This is a genomic window from Paracoccus sp. S-4012 (assembly GCF_009674885.1).
Taxonomy (GTDB): domain Bacteria; phylum Pseudomonadota; class Alphaproteobacteria; order Rhodobacterales; family Rhodobacteraceae; genus Paracoccus.
Window position 1 is genome coordinate 39,178 of the sequence record NZ_WKKA01000001.1, and the last position, 21,191, is coordinate 60,368.

20 protein-coding genes are annotated in these 21,191 nt (G+C 66.2%); 14 read left to right on the top strand and 6 right to left on the bottom strand.

Annotated features, from left to right (window positions below):
• Window positions 1-37: 37 nt before the first annotated feature.
• The 4 genes from GI374_RS00155 to GI374_RS00170 form a co-directional block, all read right to left on the bottom strand.
• Entirely contained in the window at window positions 38-538 is a 501-nt protein-coding gene (locus GI374_RS00155) for an isochorismatase family protein (RefSeq protein WP_370515066.1), read from the bottom strand.
• Between the two features lie 19 nt (window positions 539-557).
• On the bottom strand, window positions 558-1,829 hold the full coding sequence (locus GI374_RS00160; protein ID WP_154335001.1) for a TRAP transporter large permease: 1,272 nt from the start codon (window positions 1,827-1,829) through the stop codon (window positions 558-560).
• A 26-nt stretch (window positions 1,830-1,855) separates the two neighbouring features.
• On the bottom strand, window positions 1,856-2,365 hold the full coding sequence (locus tag GI374_RS00165) for a TRAP transporter small permease (protein ID WP_154335002.1): 510 nt from the start codon (window positions 2,363-2,365) through the stop codon (window positions 1,856-1,858).
• 63 nt (window positions 2,366-2,428) lie between these two features.
• Window positions 2,429-3,508, bottom strand: coding sequence for a TRAP transporter substrate-binding protein (locus GI374_RS00170; protein WP_154335003.1), 1,080 nt, complete (start codon window positions 3,506-3,508; stop codon window positions 2,429-2,431).
• Between the two features lie 516 nt (window positions 3,509-4,024).
• Between GI374_RS00170 and GI374_RS00175 the strand changes: the two genes are divergently transcribed.
• From GI374_RS00175 to GI374_RS00195, 5 genes are read left to right on the top strand one after another with little or no spacing between them, the layout of a single operon-like run.
• Window positions 4,025-5,662, top strand: a complete 1,638-nt coding sequence (locus GI374_RS00175) for a GMC family oxidoreductase (protein WP_229582405.1) — start codon at window positions 4,025-4,027, stop codon at window positions 5,660-5,662.
• Window positions 5,659-6,882: a CoA transferase gene (locus tag GI374_RS00180; protein WP_154335005.1), complete on the top strand. Its 1,224-nt coding sequence runs from the start codon at window positions 5,659-5,661 to the stop codon at window positions 6,880-6,882. The genes GI374_RS00175 and GI374_RS00180 overlap by 4 nt, the downstream gene beginning before the upstream one ends.
• Window positions 6,883-6,906: 24 nt before the next feature.
• Entirely contained in the window at window positions 6,907-8,547 is a 1,641-nt protein-coding gene (locus GI374_RS00185) for a thiamine pyrophosphate-binding protein (RefSeq protein ID WP_195759784.1), read from the top strand.
• A gap of 9 nt (window positions 8,548-8,556) precedes the next feature.
• Window positions 8,557-9,222: a nitroreductase gene (locus GI374_RS00190; protein ID WP_229582407.1), complete on the top strand. Its 666-nt coding sequence runs from the start codon at window positions 8,557-8,559 to the stop codon at window positions 9,220-9,222.
• Window positions 9,223-9,240: 18 nt separating this feature from the next.
• Window positions 9,241-10,011, top strand: coding sequence for an enoyl-CoA hydratase/isomerase family protein (locus GI374_RS00195; protein WP_154335008.1), 771 nt, complete (start codon window positions 9,241-9,243; stop codon window positions 10,009-10,011).
• A gap of 145 nt (window positions 10,012-10,156) precedes the next feature.
• Here the strand turns inward: GI374_RS00195 and GI374_RS00200 are convergent, their stop codons facing one another.
• Together GI374_RS00200 and GI374_RS00205 are read right to left on the bottom strand one after the other, a co-directional pair.
• A complete protein-coding gene (locus GI374_RS00200) occupies window positions 10,157-11,518 on the bottom strand; it encodes an acetyl/propionyl/methylcrotonyl-CoA carboxylase subunit alpha (protein ID WP_154335009.1) in 1,362 nt (453 codons plus the stop codon).
• Between the two features lie 9 nt (window positions 11,519-11,527).
• Window positions 11,528-12,688 (bottom strand): acyl-CoA dehydrogenase family protein, encoded by a 1,161-nt coding sequence (locus tag GI374_RS00205; RefSeq protein ID WP_195759785.1) that lies wholly within the window; start codon window positions 12,686-12,688, stop codon window positions 11,528-11,530.
• Between the two features lie 76 nt (window positions 12,689-12,764).
• Between GI374_RS00205 and GI374_RS00210 the strand changes: the two genes are divergently transcribed.
• From GI374_RS00210 to GI374_RS00250, 9 genes are all read left to right on the top strand, one after another.
• Window positions 12,765-13,160: an EthD domain-containing protein gene (locus tag GI374_RS00210; protein WP_195759786.1), complete on the top strand. Its 396-nt coding sequence runs from the start codon at window positions 12,765-12,767 to the stop codon at window positions 13,158-13,160.
• On the top strand, window positions 13,157-14,275 hold the full coding sequence (locus GI374_RS00215) for an alkene reductase (RefSeq protein ID WP_154335012.1): 1,119 nt from the start codon (window positions 13,157-13,159) through the stop codon (window positions 14,273-14,275). Before GI374_RS00210 ends, GI374_RS00215 begins: the two co-directional genes overlap by 4 nt.
• 16 nt (window positions 14,276-14,291) lie before the next feature.
• Window positions 14,292-14,723, top strand: a complete 432-nt coding sequence (locus GI374_RS00220) for a cupin domain-containing protein (protein WP_154335013.1) — start codon at window positions 14,292-14,294, stop codon at window positions 14,721-14,723.
• 27 nt (window positions 14,724-14,750) lie between these two features.
• Window positions 14,751-15,338 carry a biotin transporter BioY gene (locus GI374_RS00225; RefSeq protein ID WP_154335014.1) on the top strand — a complete coding sequence of 196 codons (588 nt, stop codon included), beginning with the start codon at window positions 14,751-14,753 and terminating at the stop codon, window positions 15,336-15,338.
• Window positions 15,339-15,435: 97 nt separating this feature from the next.
• Entirely contained in the window at window positions 15,436-16,920 is a 1,485-nt protein-coding gene (locus GI374_RS00230; protein ID WP_154335015.1) for an aldehyde dehydrogenase, read from the top strand.
• A gap of 35 nt (window positions 16,921-16,955) precedes the next feature.
• Complete coding sequence (locus GI374_RS00235) at window positions 16,956-18,062, top strand: CaiB/BaiF CoA-transferase family protein (protein WP_304611168.1); 1,107 nt, start codon at window positions 16,956-16,958, stop codon at window positions 18,060-18,062.
• On the top strand, window positions 18,059-19,093 hold the full coding sequence (locus GI374_RS00240; protein ID WP_154335017.1) for an MBL fold metallo-hydrolase: 1,035 nt from the start codon (window positions 18,059-18,061) through the stop codon (window positions 19,091-19,093). Before GI374_RS00235 ends, GI374_RS00240 begins: the two co-directional genes overlap by 4 nt.
• Window positions 19,094-19,208: 115 nt before the next feature.
• Complete coding sequence (locus GI374_RS00245; protein WP_154335018.1) at window positions 19,209-19,670, top strand: tripartite tricarboxylate transporter TctB family protein; 462 nt, start codon at window positions 19,209-19,211, stop codon at window positions 19,668-19,670.
• 9 nt (window positions 19,671-19,679) lie between these two features.
• Window positions 19,680-21,185 (top strand): tripartite tricarboxylate transporter permease, encoded by a 1,506-nt coding sequence (locus tag GI374_RS00250; protein WP_154335019.1) that lies wholly within the window; start codon window positions 19,680-19,682, stop codon window positions 21,183-21,185.
• Window positions 21,186-21,191 lie beyond the last annotated feature (6 nt).

Sequence of the window (21,191 nt, forward strand, 5' to 3'; positions counted from 1 at the left end):
GCGTCGCCCGGCCGGGCGGCGCCATCACGCGCGGAGCTCACTTGATCAGGCGCGACACCTCGCGGAACTGCGGGTGGTCCGCGCCGCCGATCCATCCGAACAGGATCGCCTCGGCGGTGGAGATCTCCGCCCCCATGCTCCGCATGCCGGTCAGCGCCGTATCGCGGTCCAGCGCCTTGCGCGAGGAGACGGCATCCGCAGCGACCACGACCTTCCGCCCCGCCCTCAGCAGCCCCGCCACGGTCTGAAGGACGCAGATATGCGTCTCGCATCCCGCGACGACCAGCGTGTCGTCGGGCGCAGCGCGGTCGAGGATCAGCGTGGAGGCGTCGAAGTCCATCTTGGCGATGGCCGGCGACGGCAGGGGCAGCGGCGCCACCGTTCCGCCCAGCTTGTTGGGCGACTGTTCGGTGGCGAGGACCGGGCGCCCCAGCAGGTCGCTGCCGGCCATAAGCTTCCGCGCGGCCTCGACCATCTGGTCCCCGTCCAGCATCGCTGGGACCAGACGCTCCTGAAGATCGATCAGAACCAGGGTCACTTTGCTCTCCTCACAAGGGTCATCTCAGCCCGGCCAGCGGGAACAGCGCGACCTGCGGCCAGGTCGCCAGCACCACGACGAACAACAGCAGCCCGATCACGAACGGCACACAGCCAAGGAAGATCTTGCCGAGGGGCACGTCCCGGGCGACCGAGTTGATGACGAAGACGTTGACACCCAGCGGTGGTGTCACCAACGCAATTTCGGCCACGATGATGATGTAGATGCCGAACCATACGGGATCGATGCCGAGCTGGAGCGCCATCGGGAACAGGATCGGCACGGTCAGGATCATCATTCCGAACAAGTCAAGCACGCAGCCCAGGATGAGATACAAAACCGTGACGACGACGATGAAACCGACGTAGCCGAGATCGGCGGCGGCGAACGCCGCGTGGATGCCGGCGGTCATCCCGGTTTGTGCGAGAAACCGGGTGAAAAGATAACCACCGATGATGATCATGAAAAGCATCACGGTCGTGAGTATGCTGTCGACCAGCGCCAGCCTGATCGCCTTGAACGACAGCTTCCCGATTGCCGCGCCGTAGACCAGAACGGCGAGCACCCCGACGGCGGCCGATTCCGTCGGCGTGACGATGCCGAAATACAGGCTGCCAAGAATGAGCGCGAAGATCGAGACGACAGGAACCACATCCCCAAGGGCGGCGACGCGATGGCGCCAGGAAATCTCGCCCCGTTGGCGCCTTGTCCCGACCGCCTCCGGACGAATCAGCGCGATGATCAGGATGATCGTGGCGAAAATCACCGAAACGATGATGCCTGGCACGATGCCGGCAATGAAAAGTGCGCCGATCGATGTTTCGGTCATCAGACCGTAGAAGATCATGATGATGCTGGGTGGGATCAGGATCCCCAACGTGCCCGAGGCGGACAGGACGCCTGTCCCGAGCGACATGTTGTAGCGATAACGGCGCAATTCGGGCACGATGATGGAACCCATTGTGCGGGCCGTCGCAGTGCTTGAACCGCTGACCGCACCGAAGCCGGCGCAGGCGAAGACCGAGGCGATGGCCAGTCCGCCAGGAAGCCAGTTCAGCCAGACCGACGCGCCGTGGAACAGGCGCCGCGCGATGCCGGTCTGGAGGATGAGGTTGCCCATCAGGATGTAGAACGGCAGGGCGAGCAGGATGAAATTGCTGCCCTCGCTCCAGACCACCAGCGTCAGCTGTGTCAGGGCGCTGCCCAGGGTTCCGACCACGATCAGGCCGGCCAGCCCCGCAGCCATCATCGCGATTGCAATAGGAACACCGAGCGCCATCAGCGCGAGCATTCCGGCAAACCCGAGATATGCAATGGTCACTCGATGCCTCCGACGAAATCAGCATCTGCTGGATTGGGGATCGTCCCGGTAACAAAACCCCAGAGGCCGATCAGTCCCGTGACAAGCGCAGAAAAAGCCAGCAGGACCCTGAACCAGACCATGGGAATGTCGAGCTCAACGCTCCTTTCGGCGATCAGGATCATCAGCAGACCGTCGATCCTGGACTGCCAGATGAGGGCGATGGAAAGGATGACAAGCAGCAACCACACGAGCCGTTCGATCACGACCAGCGCTCTCTTCGAGATGGCGCCGCGCAGGAACTCGGCCCGGATGTGGATTCCGACGCGCCAGGATTCCGGCAGGGCCAGGACGACCGAGATGAAGAGCAGCAGCGAACAGGCTTCGGTCGACCAGGTCCAGGGCGCGTTCAAGAAATAACGATTGAACACGTCCACCGACATGATGATGAGGATAAGCGGAAGGCAAATGCAGGCGGCGACGAAGGTCATCCCCTGCGAAAGCCGCATCAGGGCCTTTACTGCCATTTCATGCTCCGTTCGGGATCGGCCGCACCGCGCGCCACGACAGGGCGCGCGGTGCAGGTTTCGTCAATGGAACGAAGCAGTGATCGGCGATTCCTCGTCAAGCGCGAGGATTTCCTCGTCGCTCATCGCGGAGTATTTTTCATCGAGCTCCTTGAGGCGGTCCAGAACTTCCTGGGCCGAGGGGTCGGTGAACGACGCGTTCTTTTCGACAAACGCATCATACATCGGCGCCAGCCGCTCCTGGATTTCCGCACGGTCCTCCGCGGTCGGCTCGACGATCGTCACGCCGGCCTCTGCCATGCCCACCATCGCATCGCTCGTCAGCTGCGTGTACATCTTCGCATAGTTCATGCCGGCATGGCGGCCAGCAACGGCGACGACCTCCTGAAGATCCTCGGGCATCGAGTCATAAAGGTCCTTGCGGAACCCGCTGGGGATCGCCACGCGCCCGACACCGGCGCGGTAGAGGTGCTTGCCGACCTCGTGCAGGCGGTAGGCATAGATGTCAGCCGAGGCCAGCAGGACGCCGTCGAGGATGCCTTGCTGGAACGAGGTGTAGGTCTCGGTGATCTGCATCGAGATCGGGACGCCGCCCAGCCGCTCGAGCATCTCGGTCATCGGACCGGGCGCCGCGCGGATCTTCATGCCCTCCAGATCGGCCAGCGAGTTGATCGGCCTCGTGGAAATGATGTCGTAGGAGGGCGTGACCGCATAGAAGCCAAGGTAGATGCCGACCTTCTCGTACTCGTCCATGTAGTAGTCGGGATACATCTCGTTCACCACGCGGGTGGCCGCGATGTCGCTGTCGGGCAGGATGAACGGCAGGTCGTTGGCGTGCATCAGATGGAAGCTGGACGGCATGTAGGCCGGATAGGCGGCCGTCATGTCCGTGACGTTTCCGAGCAGCGCCTTGAAGGCGTCGCCGATCGGATGCAGCACGGCCGCCGAGTAGTATTCCGGCTTCAGCCTGCCGCCGCTCAGCGCCTCGATCTCCTCGCCATAAGCCTGGAACACCTCGATCCAGGCGGGCGAGGTCGCCGGCTGGTTGTAGGAAATACGAACCTTGAAGTCTTCGGCAAACGCCGCTCCGGCACCGACGACGGCTGACAATGCCACCGCCGCCGCGAACTTCCATCCCTTCATCTCATCCTCCCAGGTTTTCGAGGCCAGCGGCTCTCCCCGCCACCTATCCGGATGGAGAAAACATACAAACAGCCGTTTGTAAAGATTGTTGTGCCTGGCTGTGGGGCGCCCGGTGGTGACGATCGTGAGGGGCCCGCATTAGCTTAATGATTTCAACCTATGGCAATTCCTGCACGGCGCCGCCCGGCGGGTGCGGCTACTGATCGCACCTCGCTCGCAAGCTGCCTCCGAGCGGCGTCCAGCCGGTATTCGACGGCTCCGTTGACCGGATCATCACCTCCCGCTGCATCATGACCGGGCCTGTTCCTCCGTCGAGGCTTCAGGTTTGGGGTTGATAAAAGAACTAATGTTTGTATCGTCACGAGCGCGGCCCGATGCCCCCGAGACGTTGGGAGCGGGCGGCCACGACGGCCGGGAGGGCCCCATGATCGACGAAAGCGTCTGCCACGGCATCGCGGGACCACCCGGCCGATGCGCCGTCGCGGGGTGTTTGAGCCAGTGATTCGGGAACGGTCAATGGAAACCGACTATCTCATCATAGGCGCCGGCACCGCGGGCTGCGTCCTGGCCGATCGGCTGTCGGCGGATGGTGCAAGCAAGGTGCTGCTGCTGGAAGCGGGCGGCTCCGACCGGCGGCTGATGGTCAGGATTCCGGCCGGCTTCTATCATCTGCTGCGCACGCCGGCGGTCGGCTGGGGCTACGAAACCGCCCCAGAGCCCGGGCTCGACGGGCGGCGGGTTCCCTACCCCCGGGGACGCATCGTCGGCGGATGCAGTTCGATCAATGGCCTGTGGCAATCGCGCGGCCTGCCGTCGGACTACGGGGCCTGGGCGGAGGCCGCCGGCGATGAGTGGGGCTACAGCGCCATGTTGCCCTACTTCCAGCGCTCCGAAGCCTACCGGCCGGGGGGCACCACACGAGGCACCTCCGGCAAGATTCGCGTCGAGCCCTCGGAGATCCATCCGCTGACACGTCAGTTCTTCGCCGCCGGGCGCAGACTGCAATTGCCGTGGATCGAGGACTACAACGACACTCCCGGCGAGGGGCTGGCGCCCGTGCAGCAGACCCGGCGCGGCCGCCTGCGCCATTCGGCCGCCGACGCCTACCTGCGCGGGGCGCTGCGCCGCGGGAACCTGCAACTGGTCAGCAATGCGCTGGTCACCCGCATCGCCTTCGACGGCAGCCGCGCCATCGGCGCCCATGTCTCGATCGCCGGGCAGGAGCCGGTCCTGATCCGCGCCAGGCGCGAGGTGATCCTCGCCGCCGGCGCCATCAACTCGCCGCACCTGCTGCATCTGTCGGGCATCGGCCCGGCGGAGGAGCTGCGCCGTGTCGGTATCACCACCGTCCTCGACCTGCCCGCCGTCGGGGAGAACCTGCATGACCACTACAACGCGCGTGTCGCCGGGCGGCTGACCCGGGGAAGCAGCCTGAACCAGGACAGCCGCTTTCCCCGCCTCGTGCCCCACCTTTTCCGATACGCCCTGAGGGGACGGGGAATCCTGACCTACTCGGCCGCCAACGGCACCGGCTTCGTGAAAAGCAGCCCCGACGAGCCCGAGCCGGACCTGCAGCTGGTGTTCACCCCGGCGAGCTATTCGCCCGAGGGAGGCGGCAAGCTGGACAGTTTCGCGGCGGTCAGCTGCGGCGTCTGGCTGATGCGGCCGCAGAGCCGGGGCCGGTTGCGCACCGTCTCCGCAGACCCGCGCGCCAAGCCCTCGTTCCATCTGGGATTCCTCCAGTCGGATTCTGACCGCCGGCGGATGCTGGTCGGCATGCAATGGGCACGCCGACTGCTCGCCGAGGCCTTCGGCGACGAGATCGCCGAGGTTCGTCCCGGCCCCGAGGTTCAGGACGAAGCGGCGTTACTGCGCTACATGCAGCAGACGGGCGCAACCGTCTTCCATCCCGTCGGCTCGTGCCGCATGGGCCGGGATGAGGCGGCCGTTGTCGATCCCCGGCTGCAGGTGAACGGGATCGCAGGCCTGCGGGTGGTCGACGCCTCGGTCATCCCGACAATCCCCTCCTCCAATACCCACGCCCCCGTGGTCGCGCTGGCCGAGAAGGCCGCCGATCTCATCCTCGGCAATCCGCCTGCGCCGCCCGCGACGGCGATCCGAACAACACGAGAACTTTCGAGGCACGATCAATGACCCAGCAAACCCCGCAGGCACTCTCAGGCTGTCGCGTCCTGGATCTGACCCAGTTCGAGGCGGGAACCTCCGTGACCCAGGCCATGGGATGGATGGGCGCCGAGATCCTGAAGATCGAGAACCCCAAGGGCGGCGAACAGGGACGCTATGCCTCCTCCGATCGTCCGGGCTTCGATTCCTATTATTTCCTGGTGCTGAACGCCAACAAGAAGAGCGTGACGGTCAACCTGAAGTCGCCGGAGGGCCGGGAGATCCTCACCGGTCTCGTCCGCGAATGCGACGTGATGGTCGAGAACTTCACCCCCGGATACATGGAGAAGCTGGGCTTCGGCTGGGACGAGGTGCATCGGATCAACCCGCGCATCATCTATGCCCGGATCAAGGGTTTCGGCGCCGGAAGCCCATACGAGAGTTACAAGGCCTTCGACATGATCGCCCAGGCCACCGGCGGCATCATGAGCATCACCGGCGAGGCCGACGGTCGCCCGCTGAAGCCGGGACCGACCATGGGCGACACCGGCGCGGGCCTGCATCTGGTGATCGGCATCCTGGGCGCACTGCTGCAGCGCGCCCAGACCGGCAAGGGGCAGCTCGTCACCGTCGCCATGCAGGACGCCATGGTGAACTTCTGCCGCGTGGCCTTCGCCGCGCAGGCGCGGGACGGTCACGCCGCCCGGCGGGCGGGCAACCAGCTCCTGCTGGGCACCACCGCGCCGAGCGAGGCCTATGCCTGCAAGGGGGGTGGCCTCAACGATTACTGCTACGTCTATTCCAATCGCGCCAACAACGTTCAATGGCAGGCGCTTCTGCGGGTCATCGGCCGCACCGATCTGGCCGAGGACCCGCGCTTCGCCTCGCCCCAAGCGCGGGCGGACAATGCCGACGCGATCAACGTGATCGTCGCCGACTGGATCAAGGATTACGACAAGCACGAAGCCATGCGCCTGCTGGCCGAGGGCGGCGTTCCGGCGGGGGCCGTCCTCGACACGATGGAGCTCTCGGCGGACCGCAGCATGCACGACCGAGGCGTGTTCGTGACGATGGACCACGCCCAGCGCGGCGAACTGACGATCCCGGGCTGGCCCGTGATGATGTCGGAGTCGCCGAACGTGACGACGCCCGCCCCGCTGCTGGGCGCGGACACGGAACAGACCTGCCGCGACCTGCTGGGGATGGACTCCGAACGGATCGCCGAACTGCGCGCCGCCGGCGCGATCTGAGCAAACAGGATGGGAACGAGCGACATGACCACGAATGGCGGCCTGCTGCTGGCCGAAGCCCTCGAACGCTACGGAATCACTCATTTCTACTACATCATGGGCGCCCCCATGCTGCAGGCCGAGAAGGAGGCGATGCGCCGAGGGCTGCGGGGCATCGACGTGCGACACGAACAGGCGGCGGTGATGATGGCCCAGTCGTTCAGCCGCGTGACCGGGCGCGTGGCGGCCTGCATGGCAGCCTCCGGTCCCGGCGTGACGAACCTCGTGACGGGCGCGGCGCATGCCAAGGCGGACTGCGTCCCCGTGCTGATCCTCGGTGGCTCTGCGCCCCGTGACCAGTCGGGCAACGGTGTCTTCCAGGAGGATGTCGACCAGCTGGCCATGATGACGCCCTGCGTCAAATGGGCCGAGCGGGTGACGCATGCCCACCGGGTGCCGGAAATGGTCGTCCGCGCCCTCTCGATCGCGACGACCGGCAAGCCCGGGCCAGTCTACCTCGACCTGCCGGCCGACATGCTCTCGGCCGAAGTCGACCCGGCCAGCGTGCGCTGGCCCGCCTATTCGCCCGAGACCCGCGTCCGCCCGGGGCTGTCCGAAGACGATCTGTCTGCCGTCCGGGCCGAGATCGCCTCCGCCAGCCGCCCGATCATCGTCAGCGGCGGCGGCGCGCTGTGGTCGGGTGCGTCGGAGGAGTTGCGCACATTCGTCGAAACGACCGGCATTCCGTTCTTCACCACGCCGCAGGGCAGGGGGATCGTTCCGGACGACCATCCCCAGTGCCATCTGGCGGCGCGGGCGACCGCGTTCCGCGAGGCCGACCTCGTCCTCGTGCTGGGCACGCGGATGAACTATGTCTCGGGCCATGTCTCGGCGCCGCGCTTTGCCGCGGATGTGCGGGTGGTGCGAATCGACATCGATCCTGCCGAGATCGCCTCCAGCCGCGATCTGGCCTTCGGCGCCGTGGCCGACCTGAAGGTCGCACTGGCCCAGCTGAACGAAGGCGCCGCCTCCGGGAACGAACGATTCGAGGCCTGGAACACGCATCTCGCCCAGGTGAATGCCGAGAAATCCGCCAAGGCCGAGGGCGCACTGGCCTCCGACGCGACCCCGGTCCATCCTCTGCGGCTCTGCGCCGAGGTCCGGGACTTCATGTCGCGTGACACCGTCCTGTGCGTGGATGGACAGGAGATCCTGAACTACGGGCGCCAGTCCATCCCCTGCTTCCGGCCCGGATACCGGCAGAATTCCGGCACCTACGGCACCATGGGGGTCGGCCTGCCGCTCGGCCTCGGCGCGAAATCCGCCCTTCCTGATTCGGAGGTTATCGTCCTTCACGGGGATGGCTCGCTGGGCTTCAACGTGATGGAACTCGACACGGCCGTGCGCCACAACTTGCCGGTGATCGTGGTCGTCAGCCTGAACGGCGGCTGGACCGGGGACCCCGAAAAGGACAAGCCGGGTCGTGATCTGGGCTACACCCGCTACGACAAGCTCGCCGAGGCGCTTGGCTGCCACGGTGAGCTTGTCGAGGAATCGGCGGGCATCGCGGGCGCGTTGCAGCGTGCGCGCGAAGCCGTCCGCGCGGGCAAGCCGGCCCTCGTGAACGTGGTCACCGACTGGCGCGCGCGGGCAACGACGGTGGCCTTCACCCGCTATTCGACCTGACGCCGAATGATGTCGGAGCGGCTTGATACCGTCGCCTCCCTTGCGAACGCGCGGCATAGCTGCCGCGCGTTCCTGCCCGACCCGGTCCCGGAGCCGGTCATCCGCGAGTTGATCGCGATTGCCGGACGCGCACCATCCTGGTGCAACTGCCAGCCCTGGACGTTGCATCTGCTGTCGCTTCAGCAGACTAACGAGCTTCGCCCCCTGCTGCGCGAGGCAGCCGCCACGCCAGCACCCGACATTCCGTTCCCCGCGGAATACACGGGCGTCTATCGCGAACGCCGCCGCGAGACGGCGCGTCAGCTTTACGACGCGGTCGGCGTGGAATGGGGCAACCGGCAGGAAAGCGCCCGGCAGTCGCTGCGGAACTTCGACCTGTTCGATGCGCCTCAGCTCCTGATCCTGTCGACGCCGAAATCGCTCCTGCCCTACTCGCTGGTCGATTGCGGCATCTTCCTGGGCGGCTTCCTGCTCGCGGCCGAGGCCGTCGGGGTCGCGACGATCCCGCAGGCGGCGCTCGCGACCTGCGCGCCGCTGCTGCACCGCCATCTGGATATTGCCGAGGACCTGAGCATCGTCTGCGGCGTATCACTCGGCTATGCGCGCCCGGACGCGCCCGAGAACGCCTTCAGAACCGATCGGGCGGAGCTGAAAGACTTCCTGCACCGGCCATAGCATCTTGAGGGAGAGAGAATGACCATCGATTGCAGCACCCGTGACGGGATCGCCCGGGTTGTGCTCTCCCGCCCCGAGAAGCGCAACGCGATCACGCCGGCGATGCACGAGGCGCTGACCGAGCTGTGGCCGCGCCTCGAGGCGGACCCAAGGGTTCGTGTGATCGTCCTGACCGGCAAGGGAAGCGCGTTCTGCGCCGGGGCCGATGTCCACGAGTTCCTGCCCCACATCGCGCGGCTGATCGCCGAGGGCAAGGACCCCGGCCACTTCTGCGGCCTGACGCGCCGCGTCCCCGGCAAGCCGATGATCGCGGCTGTCAATGGGCCAGCATATGGCGGCGGGATGGAACTGATGCTGGCAAGCGATATCCGCATCGCCTCGGACAAGGCGAGATTTGCGCTGCCCGAGGTCCAGCTGGGCGCCATCGCCGGCGCCGGCGGCATCACCCGGCTGTTTCGCGAACTGCCGACAGCCATCGCCAACGAGATGGTGATAACCGGCAACCCGATCGACGCCGCGCGCGCCTTCCAGCTTGGCCTCGTCTCCGCCGTCCACCCTCCGGACGAACTCGCCCCGGCCGCCGAAGCCCTCGCACGCCGCATCACAAGCAATGCGCCGCTGGCGGTCATGGCCAGCCGGGACCTCGGCGCGATTGCAGGGGACGACCCTCTGGAAGAAGCCTTGGAGCGAGAGCGCGAGGGCTTTCGGCAGATCGTCGAGACCGAGGACTTCCGAATAGGCACGAAGGGCTTCGGAGGGGCCGCGCCGCCGATCTACGTCGGCCGCTAGTCCCAGGGGCAAGCGCTGCTCACGACCTCGACTGCGTGAAATCGCTGCGCGTGATGTTTCGAAATGCGCATTCTGTTCGATCGAGATCCGGGTGATACGTGGTCTGATCGGGGACGGCGCTCCGCCCCCGATCGGACCATTTCGGTCAGACCAGTTCCGCCAGCGACTCCTCGACGAACTTCGTGTGGATCCGGTCGGCCAGGAACTCGGGGTGGCGCACCAGACTGCGCAGGAAGCTCAGGTTGGTGTGCAACCCCTCGATCTGCGTTTCCTGAAGCGCGGCGTCGAGGCGGGCGATGGCTTCGGCGCGGTCGGCCCCGTGGGCGATCACCTTCATCACCAGGCTGTCGTAGAAGGGGGTCACGGCGTCGCCGGCCTCGAAGCCCGTGTCGATCCGCACGCCCGGCAGGTCGGGAAGGGCCAGTCCGGTGAGCGGTCCGGGGCTGGGCAGGAACTGCTTGTCGGGCCGCTCGGCGCAGACGCGGACCTCGATGGCATGGCCCTCGTCGACGATGGTGTCCTGCTGCAGTTCCGCCCCGACATCCTCGCCGAGCGCCTGACGAATCTGCAACGCCACGAGGTCCAGGCCGGTGATCATCTCGGTCACGGGATGCTCGACCTGAAGGCGGGTGTTCATTTCCATGAAGTAGAAGCCGCCGGTCTCATCATCGTAGAGGTACTCGATCGTGCCCGCGCCCCGGTATCCGGTCGCCCGCGCGAGGCTGATCGCCGAGTCGAGCATCGCCTGCGCCGAAGCGGGGTCGAGGCGGCGCGGCCGCGCTTCCTCGATGATCTTCTGATACCGCCGCTGCAGCGAGCATTCGCGGTGCCAGAGATGCACCGCGCCCGCTTCGCCGAGACCGAACAACTGCACCTCGATATGGCGCGCCCGCCGGATCAGCTTCTCGATATAGACCGAGGGATCGGAGAAGGCGCGCTCGGCCTGGGACGAGGTCGTCTGGACGGCCTGGACCAGCTTGGCGGGATCGGTGACCGGGCGCAGCCCGATTCCGCCGCCGCCGCCCGCCGCCTTGACCAGCACGGGAAAGCCGATCTGCTCGCCGGCGGCGAGGATGGCGGCTTCGTCCGCGGGATCGAGCTTGTCGCTCCCGGTCAGGACAGGCACCCTGGCGGCTATGGCCGCCCCCCGCGCCGCGTGCTTGTCACCCATCATCCGGATGGTCTCGGGCGAGGGGCCGACGAAGGCCACGCCCGCCGCAGCGCAGGCCTCGGCAAAGGCCGCATTCTCGGCGAGGAACCCGTATCCCGGATGGATCGCCTCAGCCCGGGTCTCGCGCGCCACATCGAGTATCTTCGTCGCGTCGAGATAGCTCTCGGCTGCGCGCGCGGGGCCGATCGGATGCGCCTCATCCGCCAGGCGGACGTGCCGCGCGGTGGCGTCGGCTTCGGAATAGACGGCAATCGAGTGCATGCCGAGGTCACGGATCGACCGGATGATCCGGCAGGCGATTTCGCCCCGGTTGGCAACGAGGATTCTGGCTGTCATCTCGACCTCTCAGAAGGAACGCGGGAACCCGAGCCACCGCTCGGCGATCATGTTGAGCGCCATGTTCTGGTTCAGCGGCGCGAAGGAGTAGAGCCGGACATCGCGGTAGTAGCGCTGGATCGGCAGGTCGGAGTCGAAACCGGCGCCGGCGAAGATCTCCATTCCGACGTCGGCGCAGTGCACTGCCGCGCGGGCCGAGGACCATTTCGCCATCGACGACAGCACGTCGGTGGCCTCGCCGGCATCGTCCTTGCGGGCGGCTTCCAGCACCATCAGCCAAGCCGATTCGATGCCGATGCCGGCGATAGAAAGCTGGTGCTGCACCGACTGGAACTGGCCGATCGGGCGGTCGAAGGCCGTGCGCTCCATCGCATAGTCCCGCGTCACTTCGACCGCGCCGCGGCCGATGCCCACAGCCACGGCGGCCGCGTTCATGCGCTCGCCGTTCAGCGTGGCGATGACCTGCGGGAAGCCGTTGTCGAGCTGGCCGAGGAGCGCGTCGCCGGGCACCCTGACCTCATCCAGGGCGAGGCTGTTGGTGTCGTAGCCGTTGATCGCCATGGTCGCGACCTCGGTGGCCGTGACCCCCTCGGCCCGGGCGGGCACCACGAACATGGACAGGCCCCGGCTGCGATGTTCCCCGGTGCGTGCCAGAACGATCAGCATGTCGCTGGTCGACGCGCCGCTGATCCACATCTTGTTGCCGTTGATGATCCAGTCGTCGCCGTCACGGCGCGCGCGGGTCTTCATAGCCGACAGGATATCGGTCCCGCCGCTGGCCTCGGTCAGGCAGAACGAGGCCTTTGTCTCGCCGCGCAGCAGCGGCGCCAGATGGGCTGCCATCTGCTCGGGCGTGCCGTTCTCGCGCAGGATCCGGGTCGCCATGAAGTGAACGACCATGAAGACCGCCATCGAGGTTGCCTTGCGGCCCAGCACCTCGAGCACGATCACCTGCTCGACCGCGCCGCCGCCGCTGCCGCCCTGCTCTTCGGGGATGCCGATTCCCATGATTCCCAGTTCGGCCAGCGCAGCATGAAGTGCCGTGTCGAAGGTCTTTGCGTTGTCGAGCTCCTGCACCCGCCCCACGGGCGAGACGCGGTCGATCGCACCTTCCAGTGCGTCGCGCAGCATCTGCTGCTCCTCGGTCAGTGTTGCCATTTGCGGCAGCATCAGGGTCTCCTCATCGATGGGCGCCGTTCCAACCATGGCAGTTGACAAAGGAACGGGCGTTTGTTTTGTAGATGACATGAGCACCCGGATCAAGATCACCTACGCAATCTACGCCCGCCCCGATCTCGAGGCCGAGGAAGTCCGGCGGCTGTGGATGGACGAGCATGGCAACATGCTCCGCCGCCATGCGCGAACGCTGGGCATCGTCCGCTACGTGCAAACCCTGCACACCCCGCATCCCTCCGAGCAGGGCATGGCGGAGGTGCGTGGCGCGACCGCCGAGCTTCCGTTCGGCACGGCCGAACTCTATTGGGAAAGCCTCGAGACATACGAGGCGTCGGTCGCCAGCCGCGAGGGGCGTCAAGCCTATCGCGAACTGCTCGAAGACGAGCGCCGATTCGCGTCGCATGTCGTCAGCAGTCCCTGGTTGGGCAAGGAACGCGAAGTGGATCTTGGATGGAGCGAAGAATGACGCAGTCCACGCTGTTCCAGCCGCTGGAGCTTCCGGCGCTGCGCGTGCCCAATCGCGTGGTGATGGCGCCGATGACCCGGAGCCGGGCCGACTTTCAGGGCAACGTCAGCCCGCTCGCGGCGGACTATTACGGGCAGCGCGCCTCGGCCGGACTGATCGTGACCGAAGCCGTCGCCGTTAACACCCAGGCGCACGGCTATCCGTTCACGCCGGGGATATGGAGCGAGGAGCAGGCCGCGGACTGGAAAGCGGTGGTCGAGCGGGTTCACTTCCGTGGCGGTCGCATTTGCGCGCAGCTCTGGCACGTCGGGCGCGTGGGGGCGGCCGAGAACAATCCGGCGGGGCTCGGCCCGGTCGGTCCCTCCGCGGTCGCCGCCGATTCGGTGATCTTCACCAAGAGCGGACGTCACCCCCTGGGCGTGCCGCGTGCGCTGACGACGGAGGAGGTGCGCGCCACGATCGAGGATTTTGCGACCGCCGCCGAACGCGCACTCAAGGCCGGTTTTGACATGGTCGAACTGCACGGCGCAAACGGCTACCTGATCGAGCAGTTCCTGTCCGACGAGGCCAACCTTCGCACGGACGCCTATGGCGGCTCGCTGTCCGCGCGGCTGCGCTTTCTGGACGAGCTGCTTTCGCTGACGGCCGAGCGGCTGGGTGATTTGCGCCGGATCGGATTACGCCTGTCGCCCCATGGCGACTTCAACGGTATCCGTCATTCGGATCCGGAGGGGCTTTACGCGGCGGTTCTGGGCCTTCTGAAGGGGCGAAGCCTCGGCTACCTGCACATCGTAGAAGCGAACGTCTCAGGCAGCGACAGCCGCCGTGCTGGCGACGACACGATGGCCCCCGACGTGCTCGCCATCGCGCGCGCTGGCTTCGACGGCATTCTGGTCGCCTGCGGCGAATATGACGCGGACCGCGCCGCGCAGACACTCGCCGCCGGACGCGCGGATCTGGTGGCCTTCGGGCGACCCTATATCTCGAACCCCGATCTGGTCGAGAGAATGGCGCAAGGCACCGCCCTCGCCGCCTATGACCGGAGTACTTTCTACACGCGCGGCGCTGCGGGATACACTGACTATCCCTCCGCCTCGGCCCTTGCGGACCATTGATCCAGAGGAACTATCGATGAGCGAAATTCGGCCTGTGATCACTCGCGCGGGCAGCTACGACGCCCAGACCGCCCAGTCGGGAGACTGCGTGCGCGTCTCGGGCGTCAGCCCGCAGCACACACCCGCTACCAAGATCTGGTTCGGGCAGGTGTCGAACGAGCCAGGGCACCGCTCGCCGCCGCATCACCATGACGAGTGCGAGACCGGCGGCTATGTGCTGCGCGGCCACGGCCGGATCTATTTCGGCAAGGACTACAAGGAACATGTCGATCTGGGGCCGGGCGATTTCGTCTTCGTGCCGCCGTTCATGCCGCATGTCGAGGCGAACATGTCGACTACCGAAGAGCTGGTGTGGCTGACCGCCCGCACGCCCGACAACCTTGTCGTGAACTTGCCCGACATCGATGATTCCGGGCTTGAAGGCTATTGCCGGCCCGGAGCCGAGTAACAAACCAACGCGAAAGGACTTCGAGACATGCAGAAGGGCATCCTTGCCGCCACGGCGGATCGCAGCGCGCTGAGCCGAAGCATCGTCATCGTCATCGTCGGCAGCGCGCTCATGGCGCTGGCCGCGCGCATCCAGGTGCCGTTCTATCCGGTGCCGATGTCGCTGCAGACGCTGGTGCCCATCGCGATGGGGCTGGCCTTCGGCCCGGTCGTCGCGGTGTCCGCAATGCTGCTCTACCTGTTCCAGGGTGCGCTCGGCTTCCCGGTCTTTGCCGGAACGCCGGAGCGCGGGCTCGGCTTGCCCTACATGCTCGGCCCGACGGGCGGCTTCCTGATCGGATTCGTCCTGGCCGCCGCGGTTGCCGGCGTCCTAGGACAGTTCGCCCGGCGCCGCCTGGCCGCAACGGTGCTGATCGCCTTCCTGGCAGGGGCGTCGGTCTATCTTCCCGGACTGGCATGGCTCGGTCTCGCGACCGGTTATGGCGAGACCCTGCTCGCCGCTGGCCTCTGGCCGTTCCTGCCGGGCGACGTCTGCAAGGCGCTGATCGCCGGGCTGATCCTCTACCGCTTCCGGCCCGCCCAGCATGCGGTGCCCGGGTCGCGGTTGGACGGATAACAGGACGAACGTCTCGTGGCCGATGTGTCGGAAACGACGCCTCGCCCGCGGCGTCTCCGGCACCGTTGACCGCGAAGGCTCGAAAGGAACATCACCCATGACTCTCGCCCAGACCTTCAACGCGGCGCTTGCCGGGATCGCCTCGACGCCGCGGCAGCTCCTCATCGACGGACGCTGGAGCGATGCCGCCGATGGCGGGACGATGGTGACGATCAATCCGGCGACCGGCCTGCCGCTGGCCGAGCTCGCCTGCGGTCGCGCGGCCGATATCGACCTGGCCGTGACGGCGGCGCGGCGGGCCTTCGAGGGTCCGTGGTCGGCGACCACGCCCTATGACCGTCAGCGAATGCTGCTCCGACTGGCGGATCTGATCGAGGCCAACTACGACACGATCGCGCTGCTCGACTCGCTCGACATGGGCGCGCCCATCACGCGCACGCAGGCCGGTCGTCATACGGCGCCGCAACTGGTGCGCTACTATGCCGGCCTGGTTCCCACCTTGCGGGGCGAGACGATCACCCCCTCGGTTCCCGGCGCCCCCTTCGTCGCGACGCTGCGCGAGCCCGTCGGCGTCGTCGGAGCGATCACACCCTGGAATGCGCCGTTCCGCATGTGCGTCTGGAAGGCTGCGCCGGCGCTGGCGGCGGGATGCACCATCATCCTCAAACCAGCCGAGCAATCGCCCCTCTCGGCGCTGCTGTTCGGCCAACTCTGCCTCGAGGCTGGGGTGCCGCCCGGCGTGGTCAACGTCGTCCCGGGGATGGCCGAGGCCGGCCAGCGGCTGGCCGAGCATCCCGACGTGGACAAGATCACCTTCACCGGCTCCACCCGCACAGGGCAGCACATCATCCGCGCGTCGGCGGGCAACCTGAAGCGCCTCTCGCTCGAGCTGGGCGGCAAGTCCGCTCACATCATCTTGGACGATGCGGATCTGGACCTCGCCGCCCCCGCAGCCGCACATGCGGTGTTCCAGAACTCGGGGCAGATCTGCAGCGCCGGAACGCGGCTGTTCGTCGAGGACGGCATCCACGACGAATTCGTCGAGCGGGTTCTCGCCGAGACGGCGACGCTCAGGATGGGCGATCCGCTCGACCCCGAAACCCAGATCGGGCCGCTGGTCGATCAGACGCAGAAGACGACCGTGCAGCAATATATTTCGACCGGCCTCGCCGAAGGGGCCAGCCTGCTTGCCGGCGGTACGGACGTAGAGGCCGAGGCGCTGGCGGCAGGCAGCTTCGTTTCGCCGACCGTCTTTACCGGTGTGCGCGACGACATGACCATCGCCCGGGAGGAGATCTTCGGCCCAGTGCTGTCGATCCTGCGCTTCAGCGACCGGGACGAGGTGATCCGCCGCGCCAACGCCAGCGAATACGGCCTCGGGGCGGGCCTCTGGACCCAGGATGTCAGTGCGGCTCACGCCCTCGGCCGCAGGCTCCGAGCCGGGACGGTCTGGGTCAACTGCTACCAGCTGATGGACCCCGCGGTGCCCTTCGGCGGCTACAAGCTCAGCGGCTATGGGCGGGAATCGGGATACGATCACGTCCATGAGTTCCTGGAAACAAAGGCGCTCTGGATTCGATGATTGCCGCTTCACATCGCGCCGGCCCGCTCGCCGGGTTGCAGGTCGTCGAGTTGGCCGGCCTCGGCCCCGCGCCCTTGGCGGGGCAGCTTCTCGCCGACCTGGGTGCTGCGGTCACAGTCATCGACCGGGCCTCGGCGGCGCAGGACAGCACTGATGTCAACCGCCGCGGCAAACGTTCCATTGCCCTGAACCTCAAGGCTGACGCCGGTCGCGCGATGGCTCTACGCTTGATCGCGAACGCGGATGCTCTGATCGAGGGATTCCGTCCCGGGGTGATGGAAAAGCTTAGACTTGGGCCAGCCGACTGCCATGCGGTCAACCCGCGCCTGATCTTCACCCGCATCACCGGATGGGGACAGGATGGCCCGCTCGCCCGCCGCGCGGGCCATGACCTGACCTATCTGGCCTTGTCGGGCGCCCTTGCCGCGATCGGCCCGGAGGCGGGTCAGCCGGTGCCGCCGCTCAACCTGGTGGCGGATTACGGCGGCGGCACGATGTTCGCGCTTTTTGGGCTTCTAGCGGCGCTGCATGAGCGGCAGATCTCGGGAAGGGGCCAGGTCGTTGACGCCGCGATGCTGGATGGCGTGGTTGCCATGACCGGCATCTTTCACGCCTTTGCCGCCAGCGGTGAATGGACCTCGCAACGCGCGTCGAACCTGCTGGACGGCGGCGCACCGTTCTATCGCTGCTATGGAACCCGCGACGGCAAGAGCGTGGCCTTCGCCGCCCTCGAACCACAGTTCTTCGCCGAGTTCTGCCGGATCGCGGGCCTCGATCCCGCCTGGACTGGCCGTCAGTATGATCGCGCGCAGTGGCCTGCGCTGGGGGCGCTGCTCGAAAGGCTCTTCGCCAGCCGCGACCGTGACGAATGGGACCGTCTCTTCGCTGACAGCGACGCCTGCGTAGCGCCCGTGCTGACCTTCGACGAGGTGGCCGCCTACCCGCACAATGCGGCGCGCGGCCTTCTGGTGGAAGGGGGCGACATGGCACAACCGGCGCCCGCCCCGCGATTCAGCCGCACGCCAGCCGCTCCGCCGCCGGCGCCCGGCGCGGCCGGGCAGGACCGCGACGCGCTGTTGGCCGAACTGGGCAGTACAGCCGAGCAGATTGGCGCGCTTGTAGACGAAGGGACCCTGACATGACCACGCTCCCCGCCCTCGAATTCCCCTTCGTCGAGATGCCCGCTTATGGCAAGGTGCAGGAGGTTGCCGAGGGGCTGCTGTGGGTCAGGATCCCCCTTCCGTATGTGCTGGATCACGTCAACGTCTTCCTGCTGCAGGATCATGACGGCTGGGCGGTGATCGACACCGGCACCCGCACCCCCGAGGCGATCGGGGTGTGGGAAGCCCTTTTTGCCGGTCCGCTGTCAGGCATGAAAATCAGTCGGGTCGTGGTGACCCATTTCCATCCCGACCACATCGGACTGGCCGGGTGGTTCCATGACCTGCACGGCGCTCGGGTTCAGACCAGTCTCAGCACCCATGCCCTTTGCCGCCTGCTCTCGCAGGGTCGCAGCGAACAGACGATCCAGCAGAACTTCGACTTCTTCCTGCGCCATGGACTGAGCCCGGAGACCGCGGAACTGATCTCGATCCATGGCCGGGAGTATCCGCAGTATGTCGCGCCGCTGCCTTCGAGGTTCCAGCGACTCGTGCATGGCGACACCCTGACCATCGGCGCGAGGAGCTTCCGGGTGATGACCGGCGACGGGCATGCCCCCGAACAGGTCATGCTTCACTGCGCCGACGAAGGCCTTTTCTTCGCTGCGGATCAGGTTCTGGAGCGGATCAGTCCGAACATCAGCGTCGATGCGACCGAGCCGATGAGCGATCCCTTGGGACACTTCATGCGCAGTCTGCGCCAGATCGAGGCCGAGGTGCCCGACAACGTGCTCGTCCTGCCGGGCCATCATCGTCCGTTCAAGGGCCTGTCTGCCCGTTGCCGCGATCTTGTCCTGCACCACCAGGAGCGCTGCGACACGATCCTTGCGGCATGCGCCAAACGGCCGCATTCGGCCGCGGATCTGGTCCCTCTGCTGTTTCAACGGCAGCTTGACCCGCACCAGATGTGGTTCGCCATCACCGAAACGCTCGCCCATGCCAACCGGCTGATACGCCGCAGCCAGCTTACCGTGATCGACCAGAGCGATCGCAGCTTGCTGACACTGGCCTGAGCGGGATGACTCACTTTCTGCTTGCCTAGCGATAAAAGCATGCTTGCCTAGCGCTAAAAACAAACGCACGTTTGTCGTATCTGACCGGGGCCTGACCATTCAGGGGGAAAAGCCCATGCGACCCAGAGTCACGAAGCCCCACTCCGCGCTTGCCGGGATCTTCTTCCTGGCCGCCGGCATCTTCGTCCTGTGGGACATGCGCGGCCACGAACTGGGCACCTTGCGGAACATGGGGCCCGGCTACTTTCCGTCCGTCCTCGGCGGGCTGCTCATCGTGATCGCCTTCGGGATCCTTGCCGACTCGTTCACCGGCAAGGTCGAGGCGATGGAGAAGTTTGACGTCGTTTCGCTGGTTGCCGTGCTGACGGGGACCACGCTTTTCGGCCTGCTCCTGCGACCGGCCGGCCTCATCCCTGCGCTGATCGTGCTGACGCTGTGTGCCGGTGCAGCCCCGCGATCCGGCCTCGGGTGGCGGAGGGCGCTCATCCTCGGGATTGTGCTGGCGGTGGCCAGTGCGGTCATTTTCGTGCTGCTGCTGCGCCAGCCGCTGCCCTTGCTCGGCAGCTGGTTCAGGTAGGCGCCCGGCATGGATTTCATCGCAAATCTCGGGCTGGGGTTTGAGACCGCGCTCTCGCCCGTTAACCTGCTCTACTGTTTCATCGGCTGCTTTCTCGGGACGCTGATCGGCGTGCTTCCCGGGCTCGGCCCGGCAGCGACGGTCGCGATGCTGTTGCCGCTGACGTTCACGCTGGACCCGACGACCTCGCTCATCATGCTGGCGGGCATCTACTACGGCGCGCAGTATGGCGGATCGACCACCGCGATACTCGTGAACCTGCCGGGCGAGGTCTCGTCGGTCGTGACCGCCATCGACGGCTATCAAATGGCGCGTCAGGGCAAGGCAGGGCTGGCGCTCAGCACAGCGGCGCTCGGGTCGTTCTTCGCCGGCTCGGTCGCGACGCTGGCGATCGCCCTCTTTGCGCCGCTGATCGCCGCGGCGGCGCTGCAGTTCCGCGCCCCTGACTACTTCGCCCTGATGGTCCTCGGCCTGATCGCGTCCATCGTCCTGGCCCACGGATCATTCCTCAAGGCGCTGGCCATGGTCGTCCTGGGCGTGACGGTCGGGTTGGTCGGCATCGATGTGACATCGGGCCATTCCCGGATGACCTTCGGCCTCGTCGAGTTGTCGTCCGGCGTCAATCTGGTTGCGGTGGCGATGGGCCTGTTCGGACTGGGCGAGATCATCCACAACCTGTCGTCGGATCAGGAGACCCGCAGCGCCTATGGCAAGGCGATCCGTGGCCTGCTGCCCACCCGGCAGGAACTTCGACAGATCTTTCCGCCGGTCTTGCGGGGAACGGTTCTCGGCTCATTACTGGGCGTCCTTCCTGGAGGCGGCGCGATCCTGTCCTCGTTTACGGCCTATGCCGTCGAGAAACGGATCGCCAAGGATCCCTCCCGATTCGGAAAGGGCGCAATCGAAGGGCTGGCCGCGCCGGAAGCTGCGAACAACGCAGGCGCTCAGACCTCCTTCGTCCCGCTGTTGACCCTTGGCATTCCGTCGAACGTGGTGATTGCGCTGCTGATGGGAGCTATGATCATTCACGGCATCCAGCCGGGCCCGGCAATCATCCGCGAACAGCCCGAACTCTTCTGGGGTCTGATCGTTTCGATGTGGGTCGGAAACCTGATGCTGGTGGTGTTGAACCTGCCGCTGATCGGCCTGTGGGTGAAGCTGCTGACCGTGCCATACCGGTTTCTCTTCCCGGCAATTCTTGCCTTCTGCTGCATCGGGGTGTTTACCGTCAACGGCAGCACGTTCGATGTCGTCGTGATGACCGTTTTCGGTTTCCTCGGCTACCTGTTTCGGAAGATGGAATGCGAGCCGGCGCCGTTTCTGCTGGGCATGGTGCTGGGCCCGATGCTGGAAGAGTATTTCCGCCGCTCGATGCTGGTGGCGCGCGGCGACTTGACGGTGTTTATGACACGTCCGATCAGCGCGACGATGTTGGCGTTGGCACTTGCCATCGTCGTTGCAATGGCATTGCCTTTGATCAAACGCACCCGGGAAGACGCGCTCAGGGAGGATTAGCGCGGC